Source organism: Streptomyces sp. NPDC127114, from assembly GCF_042677525.1.
Taxonomy (GTDB): domain Bacteria; phylum Actinomycetota; class Actinomycetes; order Streptomycetales; family Streptomycetaceae; genus Streptomyces.
Window position 1 is genome coordinate 1 of record NZ_JBHXTJ010000007.1, and the last position, 22661, is coordinate 22661.

Below are 22661 nucleotides of genomic sequence, written 5' to 3' on the forward strand. Positions count from 1 at the left end.
CCCGCTGGGGGGGGGGCGCGGGGGGGGGTTTCGGCTGGGGGGGGGGGGGGGGGGCGGGGGGCGCCCCGGGCCCCCCCCCCGCCCCCACCGTCGCCACCCCCGCATGGGGCACGCTTGCACGCCGGCACGCACCCACACGCCCGAGGGACTCCATGACCCACGACCACGACCTCGTCCTGCGCCCCACCGCCGCGCAGACCGCCGCCGCCCTCGCCCCGCCCCCCGGGCGCATCGGCGGCGACCTCGTCGTCGAGACCCTCTCCGGCCTCGGGGCGACCACCGTCTTCGGCCTGCCCGGCCAGCACGCCCTCGGGATGTTCGACGCCCTGCGCCGCTCGTCCCTCCGCTACGTCGGCCTCCGCGTCGAGAACAACGCGGGTTTCGCCGCCGACGCGTACGGCCGGATCACCGGCGAGGCGGCCCCGCTGCTGCTCTCCGCCGGCCCCGGCGCGCTGATGTCGCTCGCCGCGCTCCAGGAGGCGGCAGCCGCGTCCGCGCCGGTCCTCGCGATCGGCGCGCAGGTCCCGACGGCCGGGCTCGGCGGCGGCCGGCACGGCTACCTCCACGAGCTGCGCGACCAGCAGGCGTCCTTCCGGGACGTCGTGAAGTCCGTGCACACGGTCCGCACCCAGTCGCAGATCCCGTCCGCGATCGCCGCCGCCTGGAAGTCGGCGCTCACCGCCCCGCACGGCCCGGTATGGGTCGAGATCCCCCAGGACGTGCTGCTCGCCGAGACGGCGCTGCCGGTGGTCACCGCCGTGGACGCGACGCCCGACGAGCCCGCGCCGCGACCGGAGCTGACCGCGGTGGCCGCGCACCTGCTGGCGCACGCGGAGCGCCCGGCGATCATCGCGGGCGGCGGCGTCGTCCGCTCCGACGCCGCCGGCAAGCTCCTGGCGCTCGCGGAGCGGATCAGCGCGCCGGTCGTCACCACCTTCGGCGGCAAGGGCGCCTTCCCGTGGCAGCACCCGCTGTCGCTCCAGTCCTGGCTGGAGGACCGGCACACCACCGACTTCCTGGAGGACGCCGACGTCCTCCTCGTGGTCGGCTCCGGCCTGGGCGAGCTGTCCTCGAACTACCACACCTTCGCCCCGCGCGGCCGGGTCGTCCAGATCGAGGCCGACGCCGGCAAGCTGGAGTCGAACCACCCGGCCCTCGGCATCCACGCCGACGCCCGCCTGGCCCTCCAGGCCCTCCTGGAGACGGTGGAGGTACGGGAGGACGCGGACGCCCCGCAGCGGGTCGCGGCGGTGCTCGCCAAGGTCGCGGACCGCCTCGCCGCCCAGGACCTGGACCTGGAGCAGCAGGTCGTGGCGGCCGTCCGCAAGGCCCTGCCGGCCACGGCGCCCAGCTTCTGGGACATGACGATCCTGGCGTACTGGGCCTGGTCCGCCTTCGACGCCCGCCGCCCGAACACCATGCACTCCGCCCAGGGCGCCGGCGGCCTCGGCTACGCCTTCCCGGCCGCCCTCGGCGCCGCCGCCGCCGACCCGACGACGCCGGTCCTCGCGGTCTCCGGCGACGGCGGCGCGATGTACTCGATCGCGGAGCTGGCGACGGCGAAGCAGTACGGCTTCGACGTCACCTGGCTGATCGTCGACGACGGCGGCTACGGCATCCTGCGCGAGTACATGACGGACTCCTTCGGCGAGGCCACGGCCACCGAGCTCACCCGCCCCGACTTCGTCGCCCTGGCGGAGTCCTTCGGCGTCCCGGCGACCCTCACCACCCCCGACACCCTCGCCAAGGACCTTGCCGAGGCCCTGAAGACCCCGGGCCCCTCGGTGGTCGTCCTCCCGGCCCTCCTGCGCATGTTCGAGCCGACGCACCTCTGAATCCCGCCCCGGACCGGTCCTAGGACCGCGGGCCCGGACCGCCGGGACCTCCGGCCGGCCGGGGTCGGTCCTTCGGCCCGGGAATTGTTGCGGCGGGATGAAATCGCACGTCGGCCGTGTTGGGGCTTGCGGCAGAGCAGGACGGACGGGAGGCGCCACGTGGCGGCGGTGGGGCAGGAACAGCAGGCGGGGGAGCGCGGGCCGGGCTGGGCGCGCAGACTGTGGGCGTACGCGTGGCGGTACAGGACCGACGTGGTGCTCGCGCTCGGGTCCTCCCTCGCCGGCATGGCCGTGCTCGCGCTCGTCCCGCTCATCACCAAGGTCATCATCGACGACGTCATCGGCGCGAAGGGCGACGGCACCGGGTCCCTCGGGCTGTGGACCGGCCTCCTCCTCGCCTCCGCCGTCGTCGTCTACGTCCTCACGTACGTCCGCCGCTACTACGGCGGACGCCTCGCCCTAGACGTCCAGCACGACCTGCGCACCGAGATGTTCGGGACCATCACCCGGCTCGACGGGCGGCGGCAGGACGAGCTGTCCACCGGGCAGGTCGTCGGGCGCGCCACCAGCGACCTCCAGCTGATCCAGGGCCTGCTCTTCATGCTCCCGATGACCATCGGGAACGTGCTGCTGTTCCTCATCTCGCTCGGCGTGATGGCCGCGCTCTCCCTCCCGCTCACCCTCGTCGCCCTCGCCGTCGCCCCCGCCCTGTGGTGGATCGCCCGCCGCAGCCGCACCCGCCTCCACCCCGCGACCTGGTACGCGCAGCAGCAGGCCGCCGCCGTCGCCGGCGTCGTCGACGGGGCCGTGACCGGCGTGCGGGTCGTGAAGGGCTTCGGCCAGGAGGATCAGGAGACCGGCAAGATCCGCGAGGCCGGACGGAAGCTGTTCGCCGGCCGGCTGCGCACCATCCGGCTCAACGCGACGTACACGCCCGCCCTCCAGGCCGTGCCCGCCCTCGGCCAGGTCGCCGTGCTCGCGCTCGGCGGCTGGCTCGCCTACCGCCAGCAGATCACCCTCGGCACCTTCGTCGCCTTCTCCTCCTACCTCGCCTCCCTCGTCGGCCCGGTCCGCATGCTCGCCATGGTCCTGACCGTCGGCCAGCAGGCCCGCGCCGGCGTCGAGCGGGTCCTGGAGCTGATCGACACCGAGCCGAGCCTGCGCGACGGCACCAAGCAGCTCCCCGCGGACGCGCCCGCGACCGTCGAGTTCGACGACGTGTCCTTCGCGTACGAGAGCGCCGACGGGAGGAGCAGCCCCGTCCTGGAGGGCTTCTCGCTGGAGATCCGGCCCGGCGAGACCGTCGCCGTCGTCGGCGCCTCCGGCTCCGGAAAGTCCACCGTCTCGCTCCTCCTGCCCCGCTTCTACGACGTGACCCGCGGCGCCGTCCTCGTCGGCGGCCACGACGTCCGCGAGCTCACCCTCGACTCGCTGCGCGCGGCCGTCGGCCTGGTCCCCGAGGACAGCTTCCTGTTCTCCGAGACCGTCCGCGCCAACATCGCGTACGGCGTCCCCGACGCCACCCAGGAGCAGATCGAGACCGCCGCGCGCGCCGCGCAGGCCGACCGATTCATCGCCGAGCTCCCCGACGGCTACGACACCAAGGTCGGCGAGCACGGCCTGACCCTCTCCGGCGGCCAGCGCCAGCGCATCGCGCTGGCCCGCGCGATCCTCACCGACCCGCGGCTCCTCGTCCTCGACGACGCCACCTCCGCCGTCGACGCCAAGGTCGAGCACGAGATCCACGAGGCCCTGAAGTCGGTGATGGCGGGCCGCACCACCCTCCTCATCGCGCACCGCCGCTCCACCCTCGGCCTCGCCGACCGCATCGCCGTCCTCGACGGCGGCCGGCTCGCCGCCATCGGCACCCACGAGGAGCTGGAGCGCGGCTCCGCGCTCTACCGGCGCCTCCTCACCGACCCCGACGAGCTGGGCGCCGTCTCGCCCGGGCACGCGCTGCCCGCCGAGCTGCCCGAGGACCGCACGCTGCGGGCCGAGCTGGACGCCGAGTTCGACGCCGAGCGCGGCATCACGCCCGCCCTGTGGGTGCGCGAGGAGAGCGACGACCGCGAGACCGCGGCCCCCGGCGCCACGCCCGAACTGCTCGCCGCCGTCGAGGCCCTGCCGCCCGCGACCGACGTCCCGGACGTCGACGAGACGCGGGCCGTCTCCCCCGAGGACTCCTACGGGCTGCGCCGCCTCCTGCGGGGCTTCGGCCTTCCGCTGCTGATCAGCCTCGGCCTGGTCGCCCTCGACGCGGGCGCCGGCCTGCTGCTGCCGGTCCTCATCCGGCACGGCATCGACGAGGGCGTCAACCGGCTGGCGATCGGCGCCGTGTGGGCCGCGTCCGCGCTCGCCCTGGTGACGGTGCTCGTGCAGTGGGTCGCGCAGACCGCCGAGACCCGGATGACGGGCCGGACCGGCGAGCGGATCCTCCACGCGCTGCGCCTGAAGATCTTCGCCCAGCTCCAGCGGCTCGGCCTGGACTACTACGAGCGCGAGCTCACCGGCCGGATCATGACCCGGATGACCACCGACGTCGACGCCCTGTCGACCTTCCTCCAGACCGGTCTGGTCACGGCCTTCGTCTCCGTCGTCACCTTCTTCGGCATCATGGTCGCGCTGCTCGTGCTCGACCTCCAGCTCGCCCTCGTGGTCTTCGCGACCCTGCCGGTCCTCGCCGTCGCCACGTACTTCTTCCGCCGCGCCAGCGTGAAGGCGTACGAGCTGGCCCGCGAGCGGATCAGCGTGGTCAACGCGGAGCTCCAGGAGTCCGTCGCCGGCCTGCGGATCGTGCAGGCCTTCCGGCGCGAGCGCGCGGGCGCCGAGCGGTTCACGGCCCGCAGCGAGGAGTACCGCGGTGCCCGTGTCCACGGCCAGTGGCTGATTTCCGTCTACTTCCCGTTCGTCACGCTGCTGTCCTCGGTGGCCGCCGCGGCCGTGCTGGTCGTCGGCGCGAACCGGATCGAGGCGGGCACGCTCACCACCGGCGCCCTGGTCGCCTACCTCCTCTACATCGACCTGTTCTTCGCGCCCGTGCAGCAGCTGTCGCAGGTCTTCGACGGCTACCAGCAGGCGGCCGTGTCCCTGAAGCGGATGCAGGAACTGCTCCAGGAGCCGACCTCCACCGCCGCCGCCGACGCCCCGCGCGAGGTGCCGTCGCTGCGCGGTGAGATCGCCTTCGAGAACGTCTCCTTCGGCTACGGGGCCGCCGGCGAGGGCGAGGAGGCCCTCACCGGCATCGACCTGCGGATCCCGGCCGGCCAGACCGTCGCCTTCGTCGGCGAGACCGGCGCGGGCAAGTCGACGCTGGTCAAGCTGGTCGCCCGGTTCTACGACCCGACGGCGGGCCGGGTCACCGCCGACGGCACCGACCTGCGCGAGCTCGACCTCACCGCGTACCGCCACCGGCTGGGCGTCGTACCGCAGGAGGCGTACCTCTTCGAGGGAACGGTCCGCGACGCCATCGCGTACGGCCGGCCGGACGCCACCGACGCCGAGGTGGAGGCCGCGGCCCGCGCGGTCGGCGCCCACGACATGATCGCCACCCTCGACGGGGGCTACCTCCACGAGGTCGCCGAGCGCGGCCGGAACCTGTCGGCGGGTCAGCGCCAGCTGATCGCCCTGGCCCGCGCCGAGCTGGTCGATCCGGACGTGCTGCTCCTCGACGAGGCCACCGCCGCCCTCGACCTGGCCACCGAGGCCCAGGTCAACGCGGCCACCGACCGCCTCGCCGGCCGCCGCACGACGCTGGTCGTCGCCCACCGCCTCACCACGGCCGCGCGGGCGGACCGGGTGGTGGTCATGGACCACGGCCGGGTCGCCGAGGACGGCACCCATGACGAACTGCTCGCCCGCGACGGGCGGTACGCGGCCCTGTGGCGCACCTTCATCGGCGAGCAGGCCGAGGAGGAGCGCGCGCCGGAGGCGGTCTGAGCCCGGGGCGGCCCTGCCGACCCTGGGCCGTCCCTTCCGGATCTAGGCCCCGACCCCCGCCCGTCTGAGTACAACGACGCATTCCGGCCGGCCGGCGGGCCGGTTTGAATCGGCGTCATGAACGACTTCCGTCCCCTGCCCGCGCCGCCCGCCCCGAAGACCGAGGCCCGGCGGCTGCGCCGCCGCGCCCTGTGGGCCGGGCTGCTGCTGCCCCCGGCGACCGTGGTCGTCGTGGTCCTCGCGCTGGCCACCGAGACCGGGACGGAGTGCGTGATGCGGGGCACCTGCACCGACATCCCGGGCGGGCTCTACCTCGGCACCCTGGCCGTGGCGGCGGTCGCGTGGATCTGGGCCCTCGCGACGCCGGACACCCGCCCGCCGGCGCCGCCCGCCCCGCCCGCCACCAGCCGCCGGGCCGCCCTGTGGACGCTGCTCGGCGCCGAGGCCTTCTTCCTCACCCTCGTCCTCGGCCATTTCCTCCCGGGACGCAACGCCTAGGGGGTGTCTCGGGGGTGTCTCGCCCCGGAGCCGCCCGGGCGGCAACCGAATCGGCCCCAGGCGCGTCGTATGCATGTACGGCAGGAGCAGGGGAGGGGTGCGTGTGTTCGGTGAGGTTGCGGTGAGGGCGGTCCGTCGGCTCTCCGCGTACGTGCTCACCCTGGTCGTCGCCGCCGGTCTGCTCGTCCTGGCCGGACCCGCGGCCGGCAGCGCGGACGCGGCGTCCGTCTGCCACGGCCGGCCCACCCGCACCATCGGCTTCGCCACCGGGGAACTGCGGCTCTACCGGACCCGGCAGTACGTGTGCGCGCTCGCCGTGACCAGGCGGCCCGGACCGCGACAGGTCATGTCGGTCTCGCTGCAGCCCCGCGGCGGCCGGGCCACCGTCAACGCCGGCCGCTTCACCCGCCAGGCCGGACCGGTCACCGTGCACGCCCTGAACCGCTGCGTCCGGGCGTCCGCCGCCGTCTCCGGCCGGGGCACCTCCACCGGCTGGATCCTGTGCTGAGGCATAGGTAAGGCTCAACCGGGTCTGGCGGCCCGCACGTTGCCCCCGCTAGGTTCGCGACACCGTTGTGAATCAAGGGGAGGGTGAATGCGCAAGTCGCTCAGATGGCTGCTGTCGCTGTCGGTGCTCATAGGCACCGTCGGCTCCACCGGCGTGGCTACCGCCGCGGAACCGGATTCGGGCAGCACGTCCGTCGCCGACTCGCAGAGTGCGGACATCAAGGACCGCATCCTGGCGATACCGGGGATGAGCCTCATCGAGGAGAAGCCGTACGCCGGCTACCGCTACTTCGTCCTCAACTACGAGCAGCCGGTCGACCACCGCCGCCCGTGGGCCGGCACGTTCCAGCAGCGGATCTCCGTCCTCCACAAGGACACCGACCGCCCCACCGTCTTCCGCACCAGCGGCTACTCGCTGAGCACCACGCCCGGCCGCAGCGAGCCGACCCGGATCGTCGACGGCAACCAGGTCTCCATGGAGTACCGCTTCTTCACGCCGTCCCGGCCGCAGCCCGCCGACTGGTCGAAGCTCGACATCTGGCAGGCCGCCAGCGACCAGCACCGCATCTTCACCGCGCTGAAGAAGATCTACGGCAAGAACTGGCTGTCCACCGGCGCGTCCAAGGGCGGCATGACCGCCACCTACTACGAGCGCTTCTACCCGCGCGACATGGACGGCGTCGTGGCGTACGTGGCGCCCAACGACGTGGTGGAGAAGGAGGACTCGGCCTACGACCGGTTCTTCGCGACCGTCGGCACCGAGGACTGCCGCAACCGGCTGAACGCCATGCAGCGCGAGGCGCTGGTGCGCCGCGAGCCGCTGGAGAAGAAGCTGGCCGCCTGGGCCGAGTCCGAGGGCGCCACCTTCAACACCCTCGGCTCGCTCGACAAGGCGTACGAGGCCGTCGTCCTCGACTTCGTGTGGGGCTTCTGGCAGTACTACGGCCAGGACGTCTGCGACCAGATCCCGGACGCGGCGACCGCGAGCGACGACACCGTCTACGAGACCATCGACGCCTACTCCGGCTGGTCCGCGTACACCGACCAGGGCCTGGAGGGGTACACGCCGTACTACTACCAGGCGGCCACCGAGCTCGGCTCGCCGACCATCACGCAGCCGCACCTCGCGGGCCTCAGCCGCTACGGCTACCAGCCCGCCCGCAACTTCGTGCCGAGCGAGATCCCTACGCGCTTCAAGCCGTGGGTGATGCGGGACGTCGACACCTGGGTCCGCCACAACGCGAACCACATGCTGTTCGTCTACGGCGGCAACGACCCGTGGGGCTCGGAGAAGTTCCGCCTCGGCAAGGGCGCCCGTGACAGCTACGTCTACGTCGCGCCGGGCGCCAACCACGGGGCCAACGTGGCCGGTCTGGTCGAGGCCGAGAAGGCCCGCGCCACCGCCCGGATCCTCGCCTGGGCCGGCGTCGAGGCGCCCGCCGTCCAGGCCGCGCAGCCGCTCGCGCGCTTCGACGCGCGGCTCGACAGGCCGGTCGACGAGGACGCCACCCGGGAGCACGGCCTGCGCCCGTGAGCCGGTGAACCCCGTGCGCGGATGACGCGCCGGCCCCCGTCCGTACGGTCACGGACGGGGGCCGGCCCGTCTGCGGGCGCGTCTCAGCGGTACGACAGGCCGTGGCCCACCGGATAGAGCACCCTCGCCGGGTCGTCCGCGCTCTGTATGGGTACGGGCAGCCTGCCGCACGGCTCGGCCCGGCCCGCGAGCACCCTGACGGCGGCGCGCAGTTCGACGTCCGTCCACGAGTAGCTCGCGAGCGTGGCCCGCTGGCCGCTGATCCTGGCGACGTCGTACGGGTTGCGGAGGGCGATCGTCACGACGGGCACGCCGGTCGCGACGAGCCGGGCGACGAGGGTGCGCTGCGGGCTCGTGGCCGAGACGTTGTACGTGCCGACGACGACCAGGTCCTGTCCTGCCGCGGCGGCCACCGCCTCCTCGATCCTCGCGGCGGTCGGCGTGATGCCGGTCGACAACGCCCGGGCCGTGAAGCCGAGTTCGGTGAGGGCGCCGGCCAGCGTGGTGGTCGGCGGGCCGGTGGTGCCGGACGGCGAGGCCGGATCGGCGCCGACGACGAGCACCTTGGGGTGACTGCGCCGGCTGACCGGCAGGAAGCCGCCCTCGTTGACGAGCAGCGTGGTGGTCCGCTCGGCGATCCGGTCGGCGTGGGCGAGATGGGCCGCGGTCCCCACCGTGCGGTCCACGTCGGCCTCGCTGACGTACGGGTCCTTGAACAGGCCCAGCTTCGCCTTGAGCCGCAGGATCCGCAGGATCGATTCGTCGAGCCGGGCCTCGGTCAGCTCGCCGTCCCTGACGGCCTTCAGGACCGCGTTCCAGGCCACCGCGAGGTTCGGCGGGTTGAGCAGCTGGTCCACGCCCGCCTTGAGCGCGAGGACCGGGACGCGCCCGTCGCCGTACTTCGTCCGGACGCCCTCCATGCCGAGCGAGTCGGTGACGACGACACCGTCGTAGCCGAGCTGCTCGCGCAGGATGCCGGTGAGGATCGGCCGGGACAGGGTCGCCGGGTCCCCGCTCGGGTCGAGCGCGGGCACGACGATGTGGGCGGTCATGATCGAGTCGATGCCCGCGGCGATCGCCGAGCGGAACGGCGGCGCGTCGAGCTCGGCCCACTGCTCGCGGGTGTGGGTGATGACCGGAAGGCCGTAGTGGCTGTCCACGGCCGTGTCGCCGTGCCCGGGGAAGTGCTTGGAGGTGGCCGCGACCCCGGCCCGCTGGTAGCCCTTGACCTGGGCGGCGACCAGACCGGCCACGGCCTGCGGGTCGGAGCCGAAGGAACGGACGCCGATGACCGGGTTGGCCGGGTTGACGTTGACGTCGGCGACCGGCGCGTAGTTCTGCCGGATGCCGACGGCGGCCAGCTCCGCGCCCGCGATCTGCGCCGCCTTGCGCGCGTCCGCGTGCGATCCGCCCGCGCCGAGCGCCATCGCGCCGGGCAGCAGCGTGGCGGGCTCGCCGACCCGGCAGACGATGCCGTGCTCCTGGTCGGTGGAGATCAGCAGCGGGACGGGGGTGGCCTGGGCGAGCCCGGCCCGCTGGATGCCGTTGGACAGCTCCGCGATCTGGTGCGGGTCGCGGGTGTTGTGCGCCCAGGCGAAGTAGATGATGCCGCCGACGTGGTAACGCTCGATCAGCTCGGCGGCGGTGCGGACGCCGATCTCCTTGAGGTTGGCGTCGACGTCGGCCTGGTCGGGGGCCGTGGCGGAGTGGCCGTAGACCCGCATGACGAACAGCTGGCCGACCTTCTCCTCCAGGGACATGCGGGAGAGGAGGGCGCGCAGCTTGTCGTCCTGGCTGTCGTCGGCGGCGTACACGGGCGTGGTCGTTCCGGTGACGGCGGCCGCGGCGGCCGCCGCCGTGACCGTGAGGACGGTGCGTCTGGAGGGGGACGGGGCGCGGTGGTGCACTGGTGCTCCTTCCGTGAAGGAAACTTCCAAGGTGCCACGGATAGCCGGAAAGTAACTGCCAGGTCAAGGATCCGCGCAAGAAATCGCCTTCCCGTCACCTGGCCGCTGCGGCCTCCGGCCACAGCTCCTGGAGCGTGCGCACCGTCTCCGTGATCGCCGGCCGCCGCGCGGCACCGGCCCGCCACAGCGCCCACAGCCGCCGCACCGGGACCGGGTCGAGCCGCAGCGCCGCCACCTCCGGCGGCAGCGGACCGCGCCCGAGCCGCGGTACGAGCGCGATGCCGAGGCCGGCCGCGACCAGCGCCACCTGGGTGTGGTTCTCCTCGGCCTGATGGGCGATCAGGGGCTCGTAACCGGTCGCCCGAAGCGTCCGGATCAGCCAGTCGTGGCACACCGTCCCCGGCGGCTGTGTGATCCACCGCTCCCGGCTCAGGTCCTCGCGCCGCACCGCGTCCCGCGCCGCCAGCGGATGGTCCCGCGGCACCAGGACGTCGCAGCCGTCGTCACCGACCACCGCCTGCTCCACGCCCGGCGGTACGGGCAGCGCGGCGATGTCCCAGTCGTGCGCCACGGCCAGGTCCAGCACGCCACGGCTCACCAGGTCCACCGAGAGGTGCGGGTCCACCTCCGTCAGGCGCGCGTCCAGCGCGGGGTGACGGCGGGCCAGGTCGGCGAGCACCCGGGGCATCAGACCGCGCGCGGCGCTCGGGAAGCAGCCGATCCGCAGCCGGCCGGCCGGCAGCCCGCGCCGCTCCTCCAGGCGCACCTCGGCCTCCTCGACCATCGCGAGCAGCCGCTCGGCGGTGTCGGCGAGCTGGCGGGCGTCGTCGGTGAGACGGACGCCCCGGCCGCTGCGCTCCAGCAGGGTCGTGCGGGTCTCCCGCTCCAGCTTGGCGATCTGCTGGGAGACGGCGGAGGGGGTATAGCCGAGGGCGGCGGCCGCCGCGCCGACCGTGCCGTGCACGGCGACCGCGTGCAGCGCCCGCAGACGTCCGAGATCCAGCACCGAAGCCTCCCCGCTCTGGGTTGGATGTAGCAGTGCTTCATCCAACCATGAAGGAATCCGTGCTGGTGCTACACAGTCCGGCCGGGTGATGCTCAAGGGCATGCGCCCCGCTCACCTCGCCCTCGCCGCCCTGGTCACCGCCCTCTGGGGCGTCAACTTCGTCGTCATCGAGATCGGCCTCGACCACTTCCCGCCGCTGCTCTTCTCCGCCCTCCGCTTCCTGGTCGCCGCGCTGCCCGCCGTCTTCTTCGTCGGACGGCCCACGGTCGCCTGGAAGTGGATCCTGGGCGTGGGACTCGCCCTCGGCGTGGCCAAGTTCGGGCTCCTCTTCACCGGCATGAGCCTGGGCGCGCCGGCCGGTCTGTCCTCGCTGGTCCTCCAGGTCCAGGCCGTGTTCACGGCGCTGTTCGCCTTCCTCGCGCTCGGCGAGCGGCCCGGACGCGTCAAGCTGCTCGGCATGGCCGTGGCCCTCGCCGGCATCGGGGTCGCCGCCGTCGACGAGGGCGCGTCCAGCTCCCTGACCGGCTTCACCCTGGTGATCGCCGCCGCCGTCGCCTGGGGCGTGTCCAACGTCCTCACCCGCAAGGCCGCCCCGCCCGACCCGCTCAACTTCATGGTGTGGGTCAGCACCGTGCCCGTCCTGCCGCTGCTCGGCCTCTCCCTGCTCGTGGAAGGCCCCGCACGCGACCTGGCCGCGCTGCGCGCCCTCGACCCGGCGGGCGTCGGCGTCATCGTTTTCGTGGCCTGGGTCGCCACCGTCTTCGGCTTCGGCGCCTGGGGCTGGCTGCTGCGCCGTCACCCGGCCTCCTCGGTGGCCCCGTTCTCGCTGCTCGTCCCCGTCTTCGGCATGACCTCGGCCGCGCTCTTCCTGGGCGAGTCGGTGAGCCCGCTGCGCTGGTGCGCGGCCGCGCTGCTGGTCGGAGGAGTGGCGCTGACCTCGCTGAATATCCGGAGGCGGAACGACGGGGAAGCCAGTAGCGTGCGCCACGACCCCGTCCGTGTCGCCGTGGAAGAGCGTGCATGACCTTCGAGAACGTCACCGTCGACAGCCCCGTACCCGCCCCCGGCACCGTCCTCCTGGTCGGCATCCCCGGCAGCGGCAAGAGCACCGTCGCGGCGGCACTCGCGGCCCGGTTCGAGCGCTCCGCGCGCATCGAGGTGGACAAGCTCCAGGAGCTGATCGTCCAGGGCTGCCACTGGCCCACGCCCGACGGCGACCCGGAGGCCGAGCGGCAGATCCTGCTGCGCGCCCGCAACGCCTGCCTGCTGGCCGACAGCTTCCGCGCGGCCGGCTTCCTGCCGGTCGTCGACGACGTGGTGGTCCGCCGCTCCCACCTCGACTACTACCGCTCCCAGCTGAAGACCGGCCCGCTCCACGTGATCGTCCTCGCCCCGGGCCCGGAGAAGGCCTGGGAGCGCAACAACGCCCGGGACAAGCGCCTGACCACCAACTGGGCCCCGCTGGACGAGGCCATGCGCGCCGAACTCGCCGACGAGGGCGTCTGGATCGACAACGCGGAGCAGACGGTCGAGGAGACCGTGGCCGCGGTGCTGAGCGCGACGGGGCTCGCGGCCACGGGTCTCTGATTCCGTGCGGTGGTGCGTGCGGGCTCAGCTCACCCGGGTCCGCACGGTCGCCGTGTTGTTGATCTGGTTCGGGTCGGGGGTGTCGCTGCTCACCTTCGCGGTGTTGACCACCGTGGTCCCGGCGTTGGCCCGGACCGTGACGACGATCTGCGCGGCCTTCGACGTGTTCGCGGCGAGGTCGCCCAGTGCGCACGTCACGGTGTCGGTGGAGCCGGCCGGCGGGACGACGCAGCTGCCGTGGGTGGAGATCGCGCTGACGAACTCACCGTCCGCGGGCAGGGTGTCGTCGAGGCGGACGTCCTCGGCGGCCGTCGGACCGTTGTTCTTGACCGTGAGCGTGTAGGTCAGGTTCTGGTCGTGGGCGACGGGGTTGGGCGCGCTCTTGATGGCGATGGCCAGGTCGGCGCTCGGCCGCTTGACGGCCAGCGTGTGGTTGTCGCCCGTGCCGATGCCGCCGACGCCGTCCAGGAAGCGGGTGCAGGGAGCCGTCTGTCCGAGGGCGCAGACCCTGACGGGCACGGTGCTGTTGGTGGTGGTGCCGTTGCCCAGCTGGCCCGCATCGTTGGCGCCCCAGGCGCGGACGGTGCCGTCCGTGTGCAGGGACGCGCTGTGGAGGAGGCCGCCGGAGAGGTCCTTGACCCCGGTCAGGAAGCTGGCGCACGGCGCCGTCGTTCCGGGCGCACAGACCCTGACGGGGACCTTGCTGTTGGTGGTGGTGCCGTTGCCGAGCTGGCCGGCGTTGTTGTTGCCCCAGGTGCGGGCGATGCCGTCGGCCGGCACCGCCAGGCTGTGGGCGACACCGGCGGCGATCGACTTCACCCCGGTGAGCCCGCTGACCTGGACCGGCACGGTGCTGTTGGTGTTGGTGCCGTTGCCGAGCTGACCGAAGGCGTTGCCGCCCCAGCTCTGCGCGGTGCCGTCGGTGCGCAACGCCAGGCTGTGCGATCCGCCGCCGGCGACGGCGGTGACGCCCGCGAGGAGGTCGGCGCAGGGGGCGGTCGCTCCGACGGCGCACACCGGCACGGGGGTGTTGCTGTTGCTGTTGGTGCCGTTGCCCAGCTGGCCGTTGAGGTTGTTCCCCCAGGCTTTGACCAAGCCGCTGGTCTGTGCCGCCAGGCTGTGGATGTCGCCGGCGGCGATGGCGGACACGTTGGTGAGACCGCTGACGGCGACGGGCACGTTGCTGGGGGCGTTCGTGCCGTTGCCGAGCTGGCCCGAGTCGTTGCCGCCCCAGGCCACGACGGTGCCGTTCGCCCGGAGGGCCACCACGTGGGCGGCGCCCGCGGCGACGGCGGTGACGCCCGTGAGGAAGTCGGTGCAGGGGGCGGTCGCTCCGACGGCGCACACCTGCACGGGGGTGGTGCTGTTGGTGTTGGTGCCGTTGCCCAGCTGTCCACTGACGTTGTTGCCCCAGGCCCAGACGGTGCCGTCGGCGCGCAGCGCCACGCTGTGGTTGATGCCGGCGTCGACGGCGATCACGTCGTCGAAGGGCGTGGGGCACGGAGCGCCGCCGCAGATTCGGACGGGAGTGGTGCTGCGCAGGGTCGTGGTGCCGTCACCGAGCTCGCCCGAGCCGTTGCTGCCCCATCCGAGACCGGTTCCGGGTTCGGGGGCCCGCGCGTCGGCCGCCCGTACGCCGTCGGTCCGCCCGTCCTCGGCCAGCGCGGTCTGCCACGCCGCCGGGGCCAGACCGCTCCACAGCAGTGCCGCCGCGCCGATGGCCGCGGCGCGCCTTCGCGTGGACCGGCCGGGCAGCAGGAGTCTTCCGCTCATGATCACCTCTCGGTTCAGGGGTGGGGCTTCTGAGCGGAAGCCTTTGCGTACGGCGCGGGGTGTGCGACTTGCGCGCGTCAACCGGATGATCACTCCGATGGCGCGGTCAGGGCCATTCGGCGGCAGGCGCGGGCGCTGACGGGGGCGGTGTGCTGAGCCCGCGTCAGGCGCGCGGCGCCGCCGTCGACCCCCGTACCACCAGCTCCGCCGCGATCGTCGCCACACCGTCCGCCGGAGGCGCCTCCGCGCCGAGGGCGAGGCGGCCCGCGCGGGCGCCCGCCTCGTGCAGGGGCAGGCGTACGGTCGTCAGGGCGGGCACCGCGTCGATCGCGAAGGGCAGGTCGTCGAAGCCCGCCACCGAGACGTCGCCGGGGATGCTCAGTCCCCTGTCGCGCAGCGCCGCGCAGACGCCGAGCGCGACCGTGTCGTTGGCGGCCACGACCGCCGTCAAGCCGGGCTCCCGGTCCAGGAGTTCGGCGGTCGCCTCATGGCCGGACGCGCGGTCGTAGCGGCCGTGCACGGTCGGCCCCTCGGCGACTCCCGCCGCCGCGAGCGCCGCGCGGTGGCCCTCCAGGCGGTGCCGGGTGGTGGTGCGGTTCTCGGGGCCCGCCACGTAACCGATCCGCCGGTGGCCGAGCGCGAGGAGGTGCTCGGTGAGCCGCCGCGCGCCGGTCCGGTTGTCGAAGGCGAGCGTCGCGGCGACCGGCGGCTCGCCGGCCGGTCCACCGGGCGCGGGCCGTCCGAGGGGCGGCCGCCCGCACAGCACCACCCGGGTGCCGGCCTCCGCGAGCCGGGACAGCTTGGCCGCCACCGCCGCGAGGTGTTCCGGGTCCTCCAGGGAGCCGCCGGTGAGGATCACGGCGGCGGCCCGCTGTCGCTGGAGCAGGGTGAGATAGGTGAGTTCGCGCGCGGGCGAGCCGCCGGTGTTGCAGACCACGGCCAGCTTCTCGCCGCCCGCCTTCTCGCTCGCGGCCTGCCCGGCCTCCGCCGCCCGGTCGCCGCCGGGCGCACCTGGCCCGCCGCTCTGGGTGCCGATCGCGCCCTGCGCCGCCCCGGCCATGATCCCGAAGAAGGGGTCGGCGATGTCGTTGACGAGGATGCCGACCAGGTCGGACGTGGCGGCGGCGAGCGAGCTCGCGGGGCCGTTGGGTACGTAGTCCAGCTCGTCGACCGCGCGCATGACCCGCTCGCGGGTGGCGGCGGCGACCGGATAGTTGCCGTTCAGCACGCGGGAGACGGTCGCGGGGGAGACCCGTGCGCGGGCGGCCACGTCCGCCAGGGTGACGGTCATCGCGTGCGTACCTCCAGAGGCCTTGTCGGCGGTGATGTCGGCAGGCTAGCGTCATGCACGGTAGAAAGCGCTTTCCATCGGACTTTCGGTCAGCGCGGAGCACGGCCCGCCCAGGAGAGGACCACCTTCGTGACACGCAGAACCGTCCGCATCGCCATGAACGGCGTCACGGGACGCATGGGCTACCGCCAGCACCTCGTCCGCTCGATCCTCGCCCTGCGCGAACAGGGCGGGCTCGACCTCGGCGACGGCGAGACCCTGTGGCCCGAGCCGGTCCTCGTCGGCCGGCGCGAGCCCGCGCTCCGCGCCCTGGCCGAGCGCCACGGCCTCACCGAGTGGTCCACCGACCTGGACGCCGTCCTCGCCGACGAGACGGTCGACGTCTACTTCGATGCCCAGGTCACCTCCGCCCGCGTCGAGGCGATCACCAGGGCGATCGCGGCGGGCAAGCACGTCTACACCGAGAAGCCCACCGCCGGAGACCTCGCCGGCGCGCTCGAACTCGCCCGCCTCGCCGAGGAGAAGGGCATCCGCCACGGCGTCGTCCAGGACAAGCTCTTCCTGCCCGGCCTGCGCAAGCTCAAGAGGCTGGTCGACGGCGGCTTCTTCGGCGAGATCCTGTCCGTCCGCGGCGAGTTCGGCTACTGGGTCTTCGAGGGCGACTGGCAGGACGCCCAGCGTCCCAGCTGGAACTACCGCGCCGAGGACGGCGGCGGCATCGTCCTCGACATGTTCCCGCACTGGGAGTACGTGCTGCACGAGCTCTTCGGCCGGGTCACCTCCGTCACCGCCCAGGTCGCCACGCACGTCCCGCGCCGCTGGGACGAGGCGGGCAAGCCGTACGAGGCGACGGCCGACGACGCCGCGTACGGCATCTTCCGGCTGGAGGGCGGCGCGATCGCGCAGATCAACTCCTCCTGGGCGGTCCGCGTCCACCGCGACGAACTCGTCGAGTTCCAGGTCGACGGCACCCACGGCTCCGCCGTCGCCGGACTGCGCGGCTGCCGGATCCAGCACCGCGCCGCCACCCCGAAGCCGGTGTGGAACCCGGACCTCCCGCTGAGCGCCGGCGAGTCCTTCCGCGACCAGTGGCAGGAGGTGCCGGACAACGCCGAGTTCGACAACGGCTTCAAGGCGCAGTGGGAGCTGTTCCTGCGCCACGTCGCGCTCGGCGAGCCGTACCACTGGGACCTGCTCGCGGGCGCCCGCGGCGTCCAGCTCGCCGAACTCGGCCTGCGGTCGGCGGCGGAGGGCCGCCGGCTCGAGGTCCCGGAGGTCTCGCTGTGAGCCCGTCCGTGATCCTGCTGCCCCAGGCGGGCGGGGAGCTGCGGGCGTACGCGCCGCGCGCCGAACCGCTCGCACCGTCCGGGACCGGCCCGCTGACCTCCCGGACGGTCTTCTCGGCCGCCCATGTCGTCGCCGACCCGTACGCCGACACCGGCCCCGACTCTCCCGCCGCCGTCGACTGGGACGCGACGCTCGCCTTCCGCCGGCACCTGTGGTCCCACGGTCTCGGCGTGGCCGAGGCGATGGACACCGCGCAGCGCGGCATGGGCCTGGACTGGGCCGGGGCGGCGGAGCTGATCCGCCGGTCCGCCGCCGAGGCGAAGGCGGTCGGCGGGCGGATCGCCTGCGGCGTCGGGACCGACCAGCTGACGGGGTACGACCGCCCCACGCGGTCCGACCGGCCGACGGGGTCCGACCGGTTCACGGGGTCCGACCGGCCGACGGGGTCCGAACGGCCGACAAGGTCCGGTCGTCCGGCGGCCGGCGAGCTGGCCGAGATCCGCAAGGCGTACGAGGAGCAGCTCGCCGTCGTCGAGGAGTCGGGAGCCCAGGCCGTCCTCATGGCCTCGCGCGCCCTGGCCGCCGCCGCGAGGGGCCCCGAGGACTACCTGGAGGTGTACGGCCACCTCCTGCGGCAGGCGGCCGAGCCGGTGATCCTGCACTGGCTGGGCCCCATGTTCGACCCGGCGCTCGAGGGCTACTGGGGATCGGGCGACCTCGACGAGGCCACGGAGGTGTTCCTGGAGGTCATCGCCGCCCATCCGGACAAGGTCGACGGCATCAAGGTCTCGCTCCTGGACGCGCGGCGCGAGGTCGGGCTCCGGCGGAGGCTGCCGCAGGGCGTCCGCTGCTACACGGGCGACGACTTCCACTACCCGGAGCTGATCGCCGGGGACGCGCAGGGCTTCAGCCACGCGCTGCTCGGCATCTTCGACCCGCTGGGCCCGCTGGCGGCGGAGGCGGTGCGGACGCTCGACACGGGTGACGTGACCGGCTTCCGCGAGCTCCTGGACCCGACGGTGGCGCTCTCCCGCCACCTCTTCCAGGCGCCGACCCGCTTCTACAAGACGGGCGTGGTGTTCCTCGCCTGGCTCGCCGGCCACCAGGAGCACTTCACGATGGTCGGCGGCCTCCAGTCCGCCCGCTCGCTCCCGCACCTGGCCCGGGCGTACGAACTCGCCGACGGCCTCGGCCTGTTCCCCGACCCGGCGCGCGCCGCGGCCAGGATGCGGTCCCTGCTGGACGTGTACGGAGTCCCCCGGTGAACATCGAACGCTTCGGCATCAACCAGATGACCGTCAGGCAGCTGCCCCTGCCCGAACTGGTCGCCCAGTGCGTGCGGCTGGGCATCCCGGGCATCGGCCTGTGGCGCGAACCCGTCAGGGAGTACGGGGTCGAGGCGGCGGCCGCGCTGGTGCGGGACGCCGGGCTCGCCGTGACCACCCTGTGCCGGGGCGGCTTCTTCACCTCCGACGGGTGGGAGGCCGACAACCGCGCGGCGATCGACGAGGCCGCGGCCCTCGGCACCGACACCCTGGTCCTCGTCTCGGGCGGCCTCCCGCCCGGCGGCCGCGACCTGCCCGCCGCCCGCGCCCGCATCGCGGACGCGATCGGGGCACTGGCCCCGTACGCGGGGGAGCGCGGCGTCCGGCTCGCCATCGAGCCCCTCCACCCCATGTACGCCTCCGACCGCTGCGCGGTCTCCACCCTGGACCAGGCCCTGGACATCGCGGAACGCTTCCCGGCCGACCAGGTGGGCGTGGTCGTGGACACCTACCACCTCTGGTGGGACGACCGCGCCCCGTCCGCCGTCGCCCGCGCGGGCGCGGCCGGCCGCATCCACTCCTTCCAGCTGGCCGACTGGACCACGCCGCTCCCCGCCGGAGTCCTCAACGGCCGGGGCCAGTTGGGCACCGGCGCGATCGACCTGCCGGCCTGGTGCGCACGGGTCGCGAGGGCCGGTTACGAGGGCCCGGTGGAGGTCGAGCTGTTCAACGACGAGCTGTGGGCCCGGGACGGCGTGGAGGTCCTGGAGGAGACGCTGACGGCGTTCCTGGAGGTGTGACACAGGACCCGGGGGCACGGCGCTCCGGTACCGCACGGCGTTCCGGTACCGCACCGCGCTCCCACCGGACGCCGCTGCGACGACGAACGGTGCTCCGCCCCGGGAGCGGGGCGGAGCGCCGGACGTCGTATGCCGGGAGCCGTCGGACCGGTCGGCCCGGCCGACGGCCCCGACGGGTCAGGTCAGCATGGACGGATGTGGTACACCGGCGTCCACGAGGCCGTGCCGCTCTGCGGGGCCCGGCTGGTCCACCGGAGGCTGCCGTCGCTGTTGTAGAACCTCGCGACGGTGCCCGAGGTCTGGTTGTTGTTGAAGTAGCCGTCGCCGACGCCGTAGAAGTCGTAGTAGCCGCAGTAGTAGTAGTCGTAGCGGTTGCCGTTGCCGTCCTGGATGCACAGATGGCCGTAGTCGCAGCTGATGGCGGCGGTGCCGGCGGAGCCCGCGGTGGCGAAGGTGACGGATCCGCCGGGCATGGTCGCCTTGTCCGCGGCGATCCGACGCTCGCCGGGATGGCTCGCCAGATAGGCGGCGACCTTTCGCTGGACCGTGTCGGTCCCGGCCGCGTCGCCGGTCGCGGGCGTCGCCGCCGCGGTGCCGGCCAGCAGGTGGCCCGCGGCCAGTACCGCGGCCGCACCGGTCATCGCCAGCCTCTTGATCAGCTTCATGCCGCTGCTTCCCCCTCAGACGTCGATGGACACGACTGCGGACGAGTCGTGACTGCCGTTCCTTCCGGCACGCTCATCGTGGCGGCGGCGCGAGTGGCCGCTGAAGGACGAAACCGGCCGGAGCCGTGGCAGGGGCCGCCGCCTTGACACGGCTGCCGCGTTCGCGGGGAGGGCGCAGTCGCCCGCGACGTGCGCGGTGACCTGGCCCGACGGCCCCGGGCCGGCCCGACAGGGCACGCCGGCCGCGGTGGCCGTGCAGCCGGCGCTGGCGACTGTCCGCCGCACGCCGGGACGGCGGCCCGTGCGCGGGTCTCCCCGGGCGGTCGTCCACAGGCCGCCCGCTTGTCGGAGGGCTTCGCTACCGTCTGATCATGTCCAGCGAAGCGCGCGGTCCTGCCGTCGTCGAAGGGGTCCTGGAGCGGATCACCTACGCCAACGAGGAGAACGGGTACACGGTCGCCCGGGTCGACACCGGCCGCGGTTCCGGCGATCTCCTGACGGTCGTCGGGTCGCTGCTCGGCGCCCAGCCGGGGGAGTCCCTGCGCATGGAGGGCCGCTGGGGCTCCCACCCGCAGTACGGGCGGCAGTTCACCGTGGAGAACTACACGACCGTCCTGCCGGCCACCGTCCAGGGGATCCGCCGCTATCTGGGCTCCGGTCTGATCAAGGGCATCGGGCCCGTCTTCGCCGACCGCATCACGACCCACTTCGGCCTGGACACCCTGCAGATCCTGGAGGAGTCGCCCGGGCGCCTGATCGAGGTCCCGGGCCTGGGCCCCAAGCGCACCGGGAACATCGCCGCGGCCTGGGAGGAGCAGAAGGCGATCAAGGAGGTGATGGTCTTCCTCCAGGGCGTCGGCGTCTCCACCTCCATCGCCGTGCGGATCTACAAGAAGTACGGGGACGCGTCGATCTCCGTGGTGAAGAACCAGCCCTACCGGCTGGCCGCCGACGTCTGGGGCATCGGCTTCCTCACCGCCGACCGGCTCGCCCAGGCCGTCGGCATCCCGCACGACAGCCCCGACCGGGTCAAGGCGGGGCTGCAGTACGCGCTGTCGCAGTCCACCGACCAGGGCCACTGCTTCCTCCCCGAGGAGCGGCTCATCTCGGACGCCGTGAAGCTGCTCCAGGTCGACACCGGGCTCGTCATCGAGTGTCTGGGTGAGCTCGCCGAGGACCCGGAGGGCGTCGTACGGGAGAAGGTGCCGGGGCCCGAGGGGCTGCCCGTCAACGGGATCTACCTGGTCCCGTTCCACCGGGCCGAGCTGTCCCTCGCCGCCCAGCTCCGGCGGCTCCTCGCCGCCGACGAGGACCGGCTTCCGGCCTTCCGGGACGTCGCCTGGGACAGGGCCCTGGCCTGGCTCGCCGACCGGACCGGGGCCTCGCTCGCGCCGGAGCAGGAGGAGGCCGTCCGCCTCGCCCTGACCCGTAAGGTCGCGGTGCTCACCGGCGGACCGGGCTGCGGCAAGTCGTTCACGGTCCGCTCGATCGTGGAGCTGGCCCGCGCCAAGCGGGCCAAGGTGGTGCTCGCCGCGCCCACCGGGCGGGCCGCCAAGCGGCTCGCGGAGCTGACCGGTGCCGAGGCCTCGACGGTGCACCGGCTCCTGGAGCTGAAGCCCGGCGGCGACGCCGCGTACGACCGGGACCGGCCGCTCGACGCCGATCTGGTCGTCGTCGACGAGGCCTCCATGCTGGACCTGCTCCTCGCGAACAAGCTGGTCAAGGCCGTGGCACCGGGTGCACACCTGCTGCTCGTGGGAGACGTGGACCAGCTGCCGTCGGTCGGCGCGGGCGAGGTGCTCGCGGACCTCCTCGCGCCGGGCAGCCCGGTGCCGGCCGTCCGGCTCACCCGGATCTTCCGCCAGGCGCAGCAGTCCGGAGTGGTGACCAACGCGCACCGGATCAACGAGGGGCTTGCGCCCGTGACGGACGGCCTGCCGGACTTCTTCCTCTTCGCCGAGGAGGAGACCGAGGACGCGGCCCGGGTCGCCGTGGAGGTGGCCGCCCGTCGGATTCCGGCCAGGTTCGGGCTCGACCCGCGACGCGACGTCCAGGTCCTCGCCCCCATGCACCGCGGCCCTGCCGGCGCCGGCGCGCTCAACGGGCTGCTCCAGCAGGTGATCACCCCGGCCCGGCCCGACCTCCCGGAGAAGCGCTTCGGCGGCCGGGTCTTCCGCGTCGGCGACAAGGTCACCCAGATCCGCAACAACTACGAGAAGGGCGCCAACGGCGTCTTCAACGGCACCGTGGGCGTGGTCACCGCCCTCGACCCGGTCGAGCAGCGGCTCGTCGTGCGCACCGACGAGGACGAGGAGGTGCCGTACGGGTTCGACGAGCTGGACGAGCTGGCCCATGCCTACGCTGTGACCATCCACCGATCCCAGGGCAGCGAGTATCCGGCGGTGGTGATCCCGGTCACCACGAGCGCCTGGATGATGCTCCAGCGGAACCTGCTCTACACGGCCGTCACCCGGGCCCGGAAGCTCGTCGTCCTGGTGGGCTCGCGCAAGGCGATCGCCCAGGCGGTGCGTACGGTCTCGGCCGGGCGCCGCTTTACCGCACTGGCGCATCGGCTCACAGGGGGCTCCGTCGTGTGAAAGATCACGGAGGGCTACCGGAACCGGGGCGAAGGGGGCAGGATGAGCAGGTTGACGGCACTGAGTGCCGCCAATTGGCCCAATGGTCGACCCCGAGTGCACTCTCCTGAGCCAAATGGGGGATGGTAGAGACAGTCAGGGCACCTCGAAGAAGAGGCACTACGTCGGTGAGG

General features: G+C 73.5%; 16 protein-coding genes. 11 read left to right on the forward strand and 5 right to left on the reverse strand.

Translation table 11 applies throughout. The annotated features are described in order from the left end of the window. Nucleotides 1-152 precede the first annotated feature (152 nt). The 5 genes from ACFVGS_RS09445 to ACFVGS_RS09465 all read left to right on the forward strand — a co-directional run bounded on the left by ACFVGS_RS09445 (nucleotide 153) and on the right by ACFVGS_RS09465 (nucleotide 8310). Nucleotides 153-1835 (forward strand): thiamine pyrophosphate-binding protein, encoded by a 1683-nt coding sequence (locus tag ACFVGS_RS09445; RefSeq protein WP_384423565.1) that lies wholly within the window; start codon nucleotides 153-155, stop codon nucleotides 1833-1835. Nucleotides 1836-1994: 159 nt separating this feature from the next. Next, nucleotides 1995-5771: an ABC transporter ATP-binding protein gene (locus ACFVGS_RS09450; protein ID WP_385691952.1), complete on the forward strand. Its 3777-nt coding sequence runs from the start codon at nucleotides 1995-1997 to the stop codon at nucleotides 5769-5771. A 117-nt stretch (nucleotides 5772-5888) separates the two neighbouring features. Next, nucleotides 5889-6269 carry a hypothetical protein gene (locus ACFVGS_RS09455; RefSeq protein ID WP_384415281.1) on the forward strand — a complete coding sequence of 127 codons (381 nt, stop codon included), beginning with the start codon at nucleotides 5889-5891 and terminating at the stop codon, nucleotides 6267-6269. Nucleotides 6270-6372: 103 nt separating this feature from the next. Continuing rightward, nucleotides 6373-6777: a hypothetical protein gene (locus tag ACFVGS_RS09460; RefSeq protein ID WP_385691955.1), complete on the forward strand. Its 405-nt coding sequence runs from the start codon at nucleotides 6373-6375 to the stop codon at nucleotides 6775-6777. Between the two features lie 87 nt (nucleotides 6778-6864). After that, nucleotides 6865-8310, forward strand: a complete 1446-nt coding sequence (locus ACFVGS_RS09465; RefSeq protein ID WP_384415285.1) for an aminopeptidase — start codon at nucleotides 6865-6867, stop codon at nucleotides 8308-8310. 83 nt (nucleotides 8311-8393) lie between these two features. Here ACFVGS_RS09465 and ACFVGS_RS09470 read toward each other — a convergent pair whose 3' ends face one another. Both ACFVGS_RS09470 and ACFVGS_RS09475 read right to left on the reverse strand, forming a co-directional pair. Next, nucleotides 8394-10124: a glycoside hydrolase family 3 protein gene (locus tag ACFVGS_RS09470; protein ID WP_385692183.1), complete on the reverse strand. Its 1731-nt coding sequence runs from the start codon at nucleotides 10122-10124 to the stop codon at nucleotides 8394-8396. Between the two features lie 187 nt (nucleotides 10125-10311). After that, nucleotides 10312-11223: a LysR family transcriptional regulator gene (locus ACFVGS_RS09475; protein ID WP_384415287.1), complete on the reverse strand. Its 912-nt coding sequence runs from the start codon at nucleotides 11221-11223 to the stop codon at nucleotides 10312-10314. A 100-nt stretch (nucleotides 11224-11323) separates the two neighbouring features. Between ACFVGS_RS09475 and ACFVGS_RS09480 the strand changes: the two genes are divergently transcribed. Together ACFVGS_RS09480 and ACFVGS_RS09485 are read left to right on the forward strand one after the other, a co-directional pair. Further along, entirely contained in the window at nucleotides 11324-12247 is a 924-nt protein-coding gene (locus ACFVGS_RS09480; protein ID WP_385691959.1) for an EamA family transporter, read from the forward strand. Then, nucleotides 12244-12810, forward strand: coding sequence for an AAA family ATPase (locus ACFVGS_RS09485; RefSeq protein WP_385691962.1), 567 nt, complete (start codon nucleotides 12244-12246; stop codon nucleotides 12808-12810). Before ACFVGS_RS09480 ends, ACFVGS_RS09485 begins: the two co-directional genes overlap by 4 nt. A gap of 24 nt (nucleotides 12811-12834) precedes the next feature. Here ACFVGS_RS09485 and ACFVGS_RS09490 read toward each other — a convergent pair whose 3' ends face one another. Both ACFVGS_RS09490 and ACFVGS_RS09495 read right to left on the reverse strand, forming a co-directional pair. Beyond that, entirely contained in the window at nucleotides 12835-14583 is a 1749-nt protein-coding gene (locus tag ACFVGS_RS09490; RefSeq protein WP_385691965.1) for a hypothetical protein, read from the reverse strand. A gap of 163 nt (nucleotides 14584-14746) precedes the next feature. Then, nucleotides 14747-15874: a LacI family DNA-binding transcriptional regulator gene (locus tag ACFVGS_RS09495; RefSeq protein WP_384415298.1), complete on the reverse strand. Its 1128-nt coding sequence runs from the start codon at nucleotides 15872-15874 to the stop codon at nucleotides 14747-14749. Nucleotides 15875-16003: 129 nt separating this feature from the next. Between ACFVGS_RS09495 and ACFVGS_RS09500 the strand changes: the two genes are divergently transcribed. From ACFVGS_RS09500 to ACFVGS_RS09510, 3 genes are read left to right on the forward strand one after another with little or no spacing between them, the layout of a single operon-like run. After that, nucleotides 16004-17161: a Gfo/Idh/MocA family protein gene (locus ACFVGS_RS09500; RefSeq protein WP_384415300.1), complete on the forward strand. Its 1158-nt coding sequence runs from the start codon at nucleotides 16004-16006 to the stop codon at nucleotides 17159-17161. Then, nucleotides 17158-18426 (forward strand): dihydrodipicolinate synthase family protein, encoded by a 1269-nt coding sequence (locus tag ACFVGS_RS09505; protein ID WP_385691968.1) that lies wholly within the window; start codon nucleotides 17158-17160, stop codon nucleotides 18424-18426. The genes ACFVGS_RS09500 and ACFVGS_RS09505 overlap by 4 nt, the downstream gene beginning before the upstream one ends. A gap of 26 nt (nucleotides 18427-18452) precedes the next feature. Further along, a complete protein-coding gene (locus ACFVGS_RS09510) occupies nucleotides 18453-19226 on the forward strand; it encodes a sugar phosphate isomerase/epimerase family protein (protein WP_384415492.1) in 774 nt (257 codons plus the stop codon). Nucleotides 19227-19408: 182 nt separating this feature from the next. Here ACFVGS_RS09510 and ACFVGS_RS09515 read toward each other — a convergent pair whose 3' ends face one another. Further along, entirely contained in the window at nucleotides 19409-19891 is a 483-nt protein-coding gene (locus tag ACFVGS_RS09515) for a hypothetical protein (protein ID WP_384415305.1), read from the reverse strand. A gap of 371 nt (nucleotides 19892-20262) precedes the next feature. Here ACFVGS_RS09515 and ACFVGS_RS09520 point away from each other — a divergent pair, with 371 nt between their 5' ends. Beyond that, nucleotides 20263-22488 carry an ATP-dependent RecD-like DNA helicase gene (locus ACFVGS_RS09520; protein WP_385691971.1) on the forward strand — a complete coding sequence of 742 codons (2226 nt, stop codon included), beginning with the start codon at nucleotides 20263-20265 and terminating at the stop codon, nucleotides 22486-22488. Nucleotides 22489-22661 lie beyond the last annotated feature (173 nt).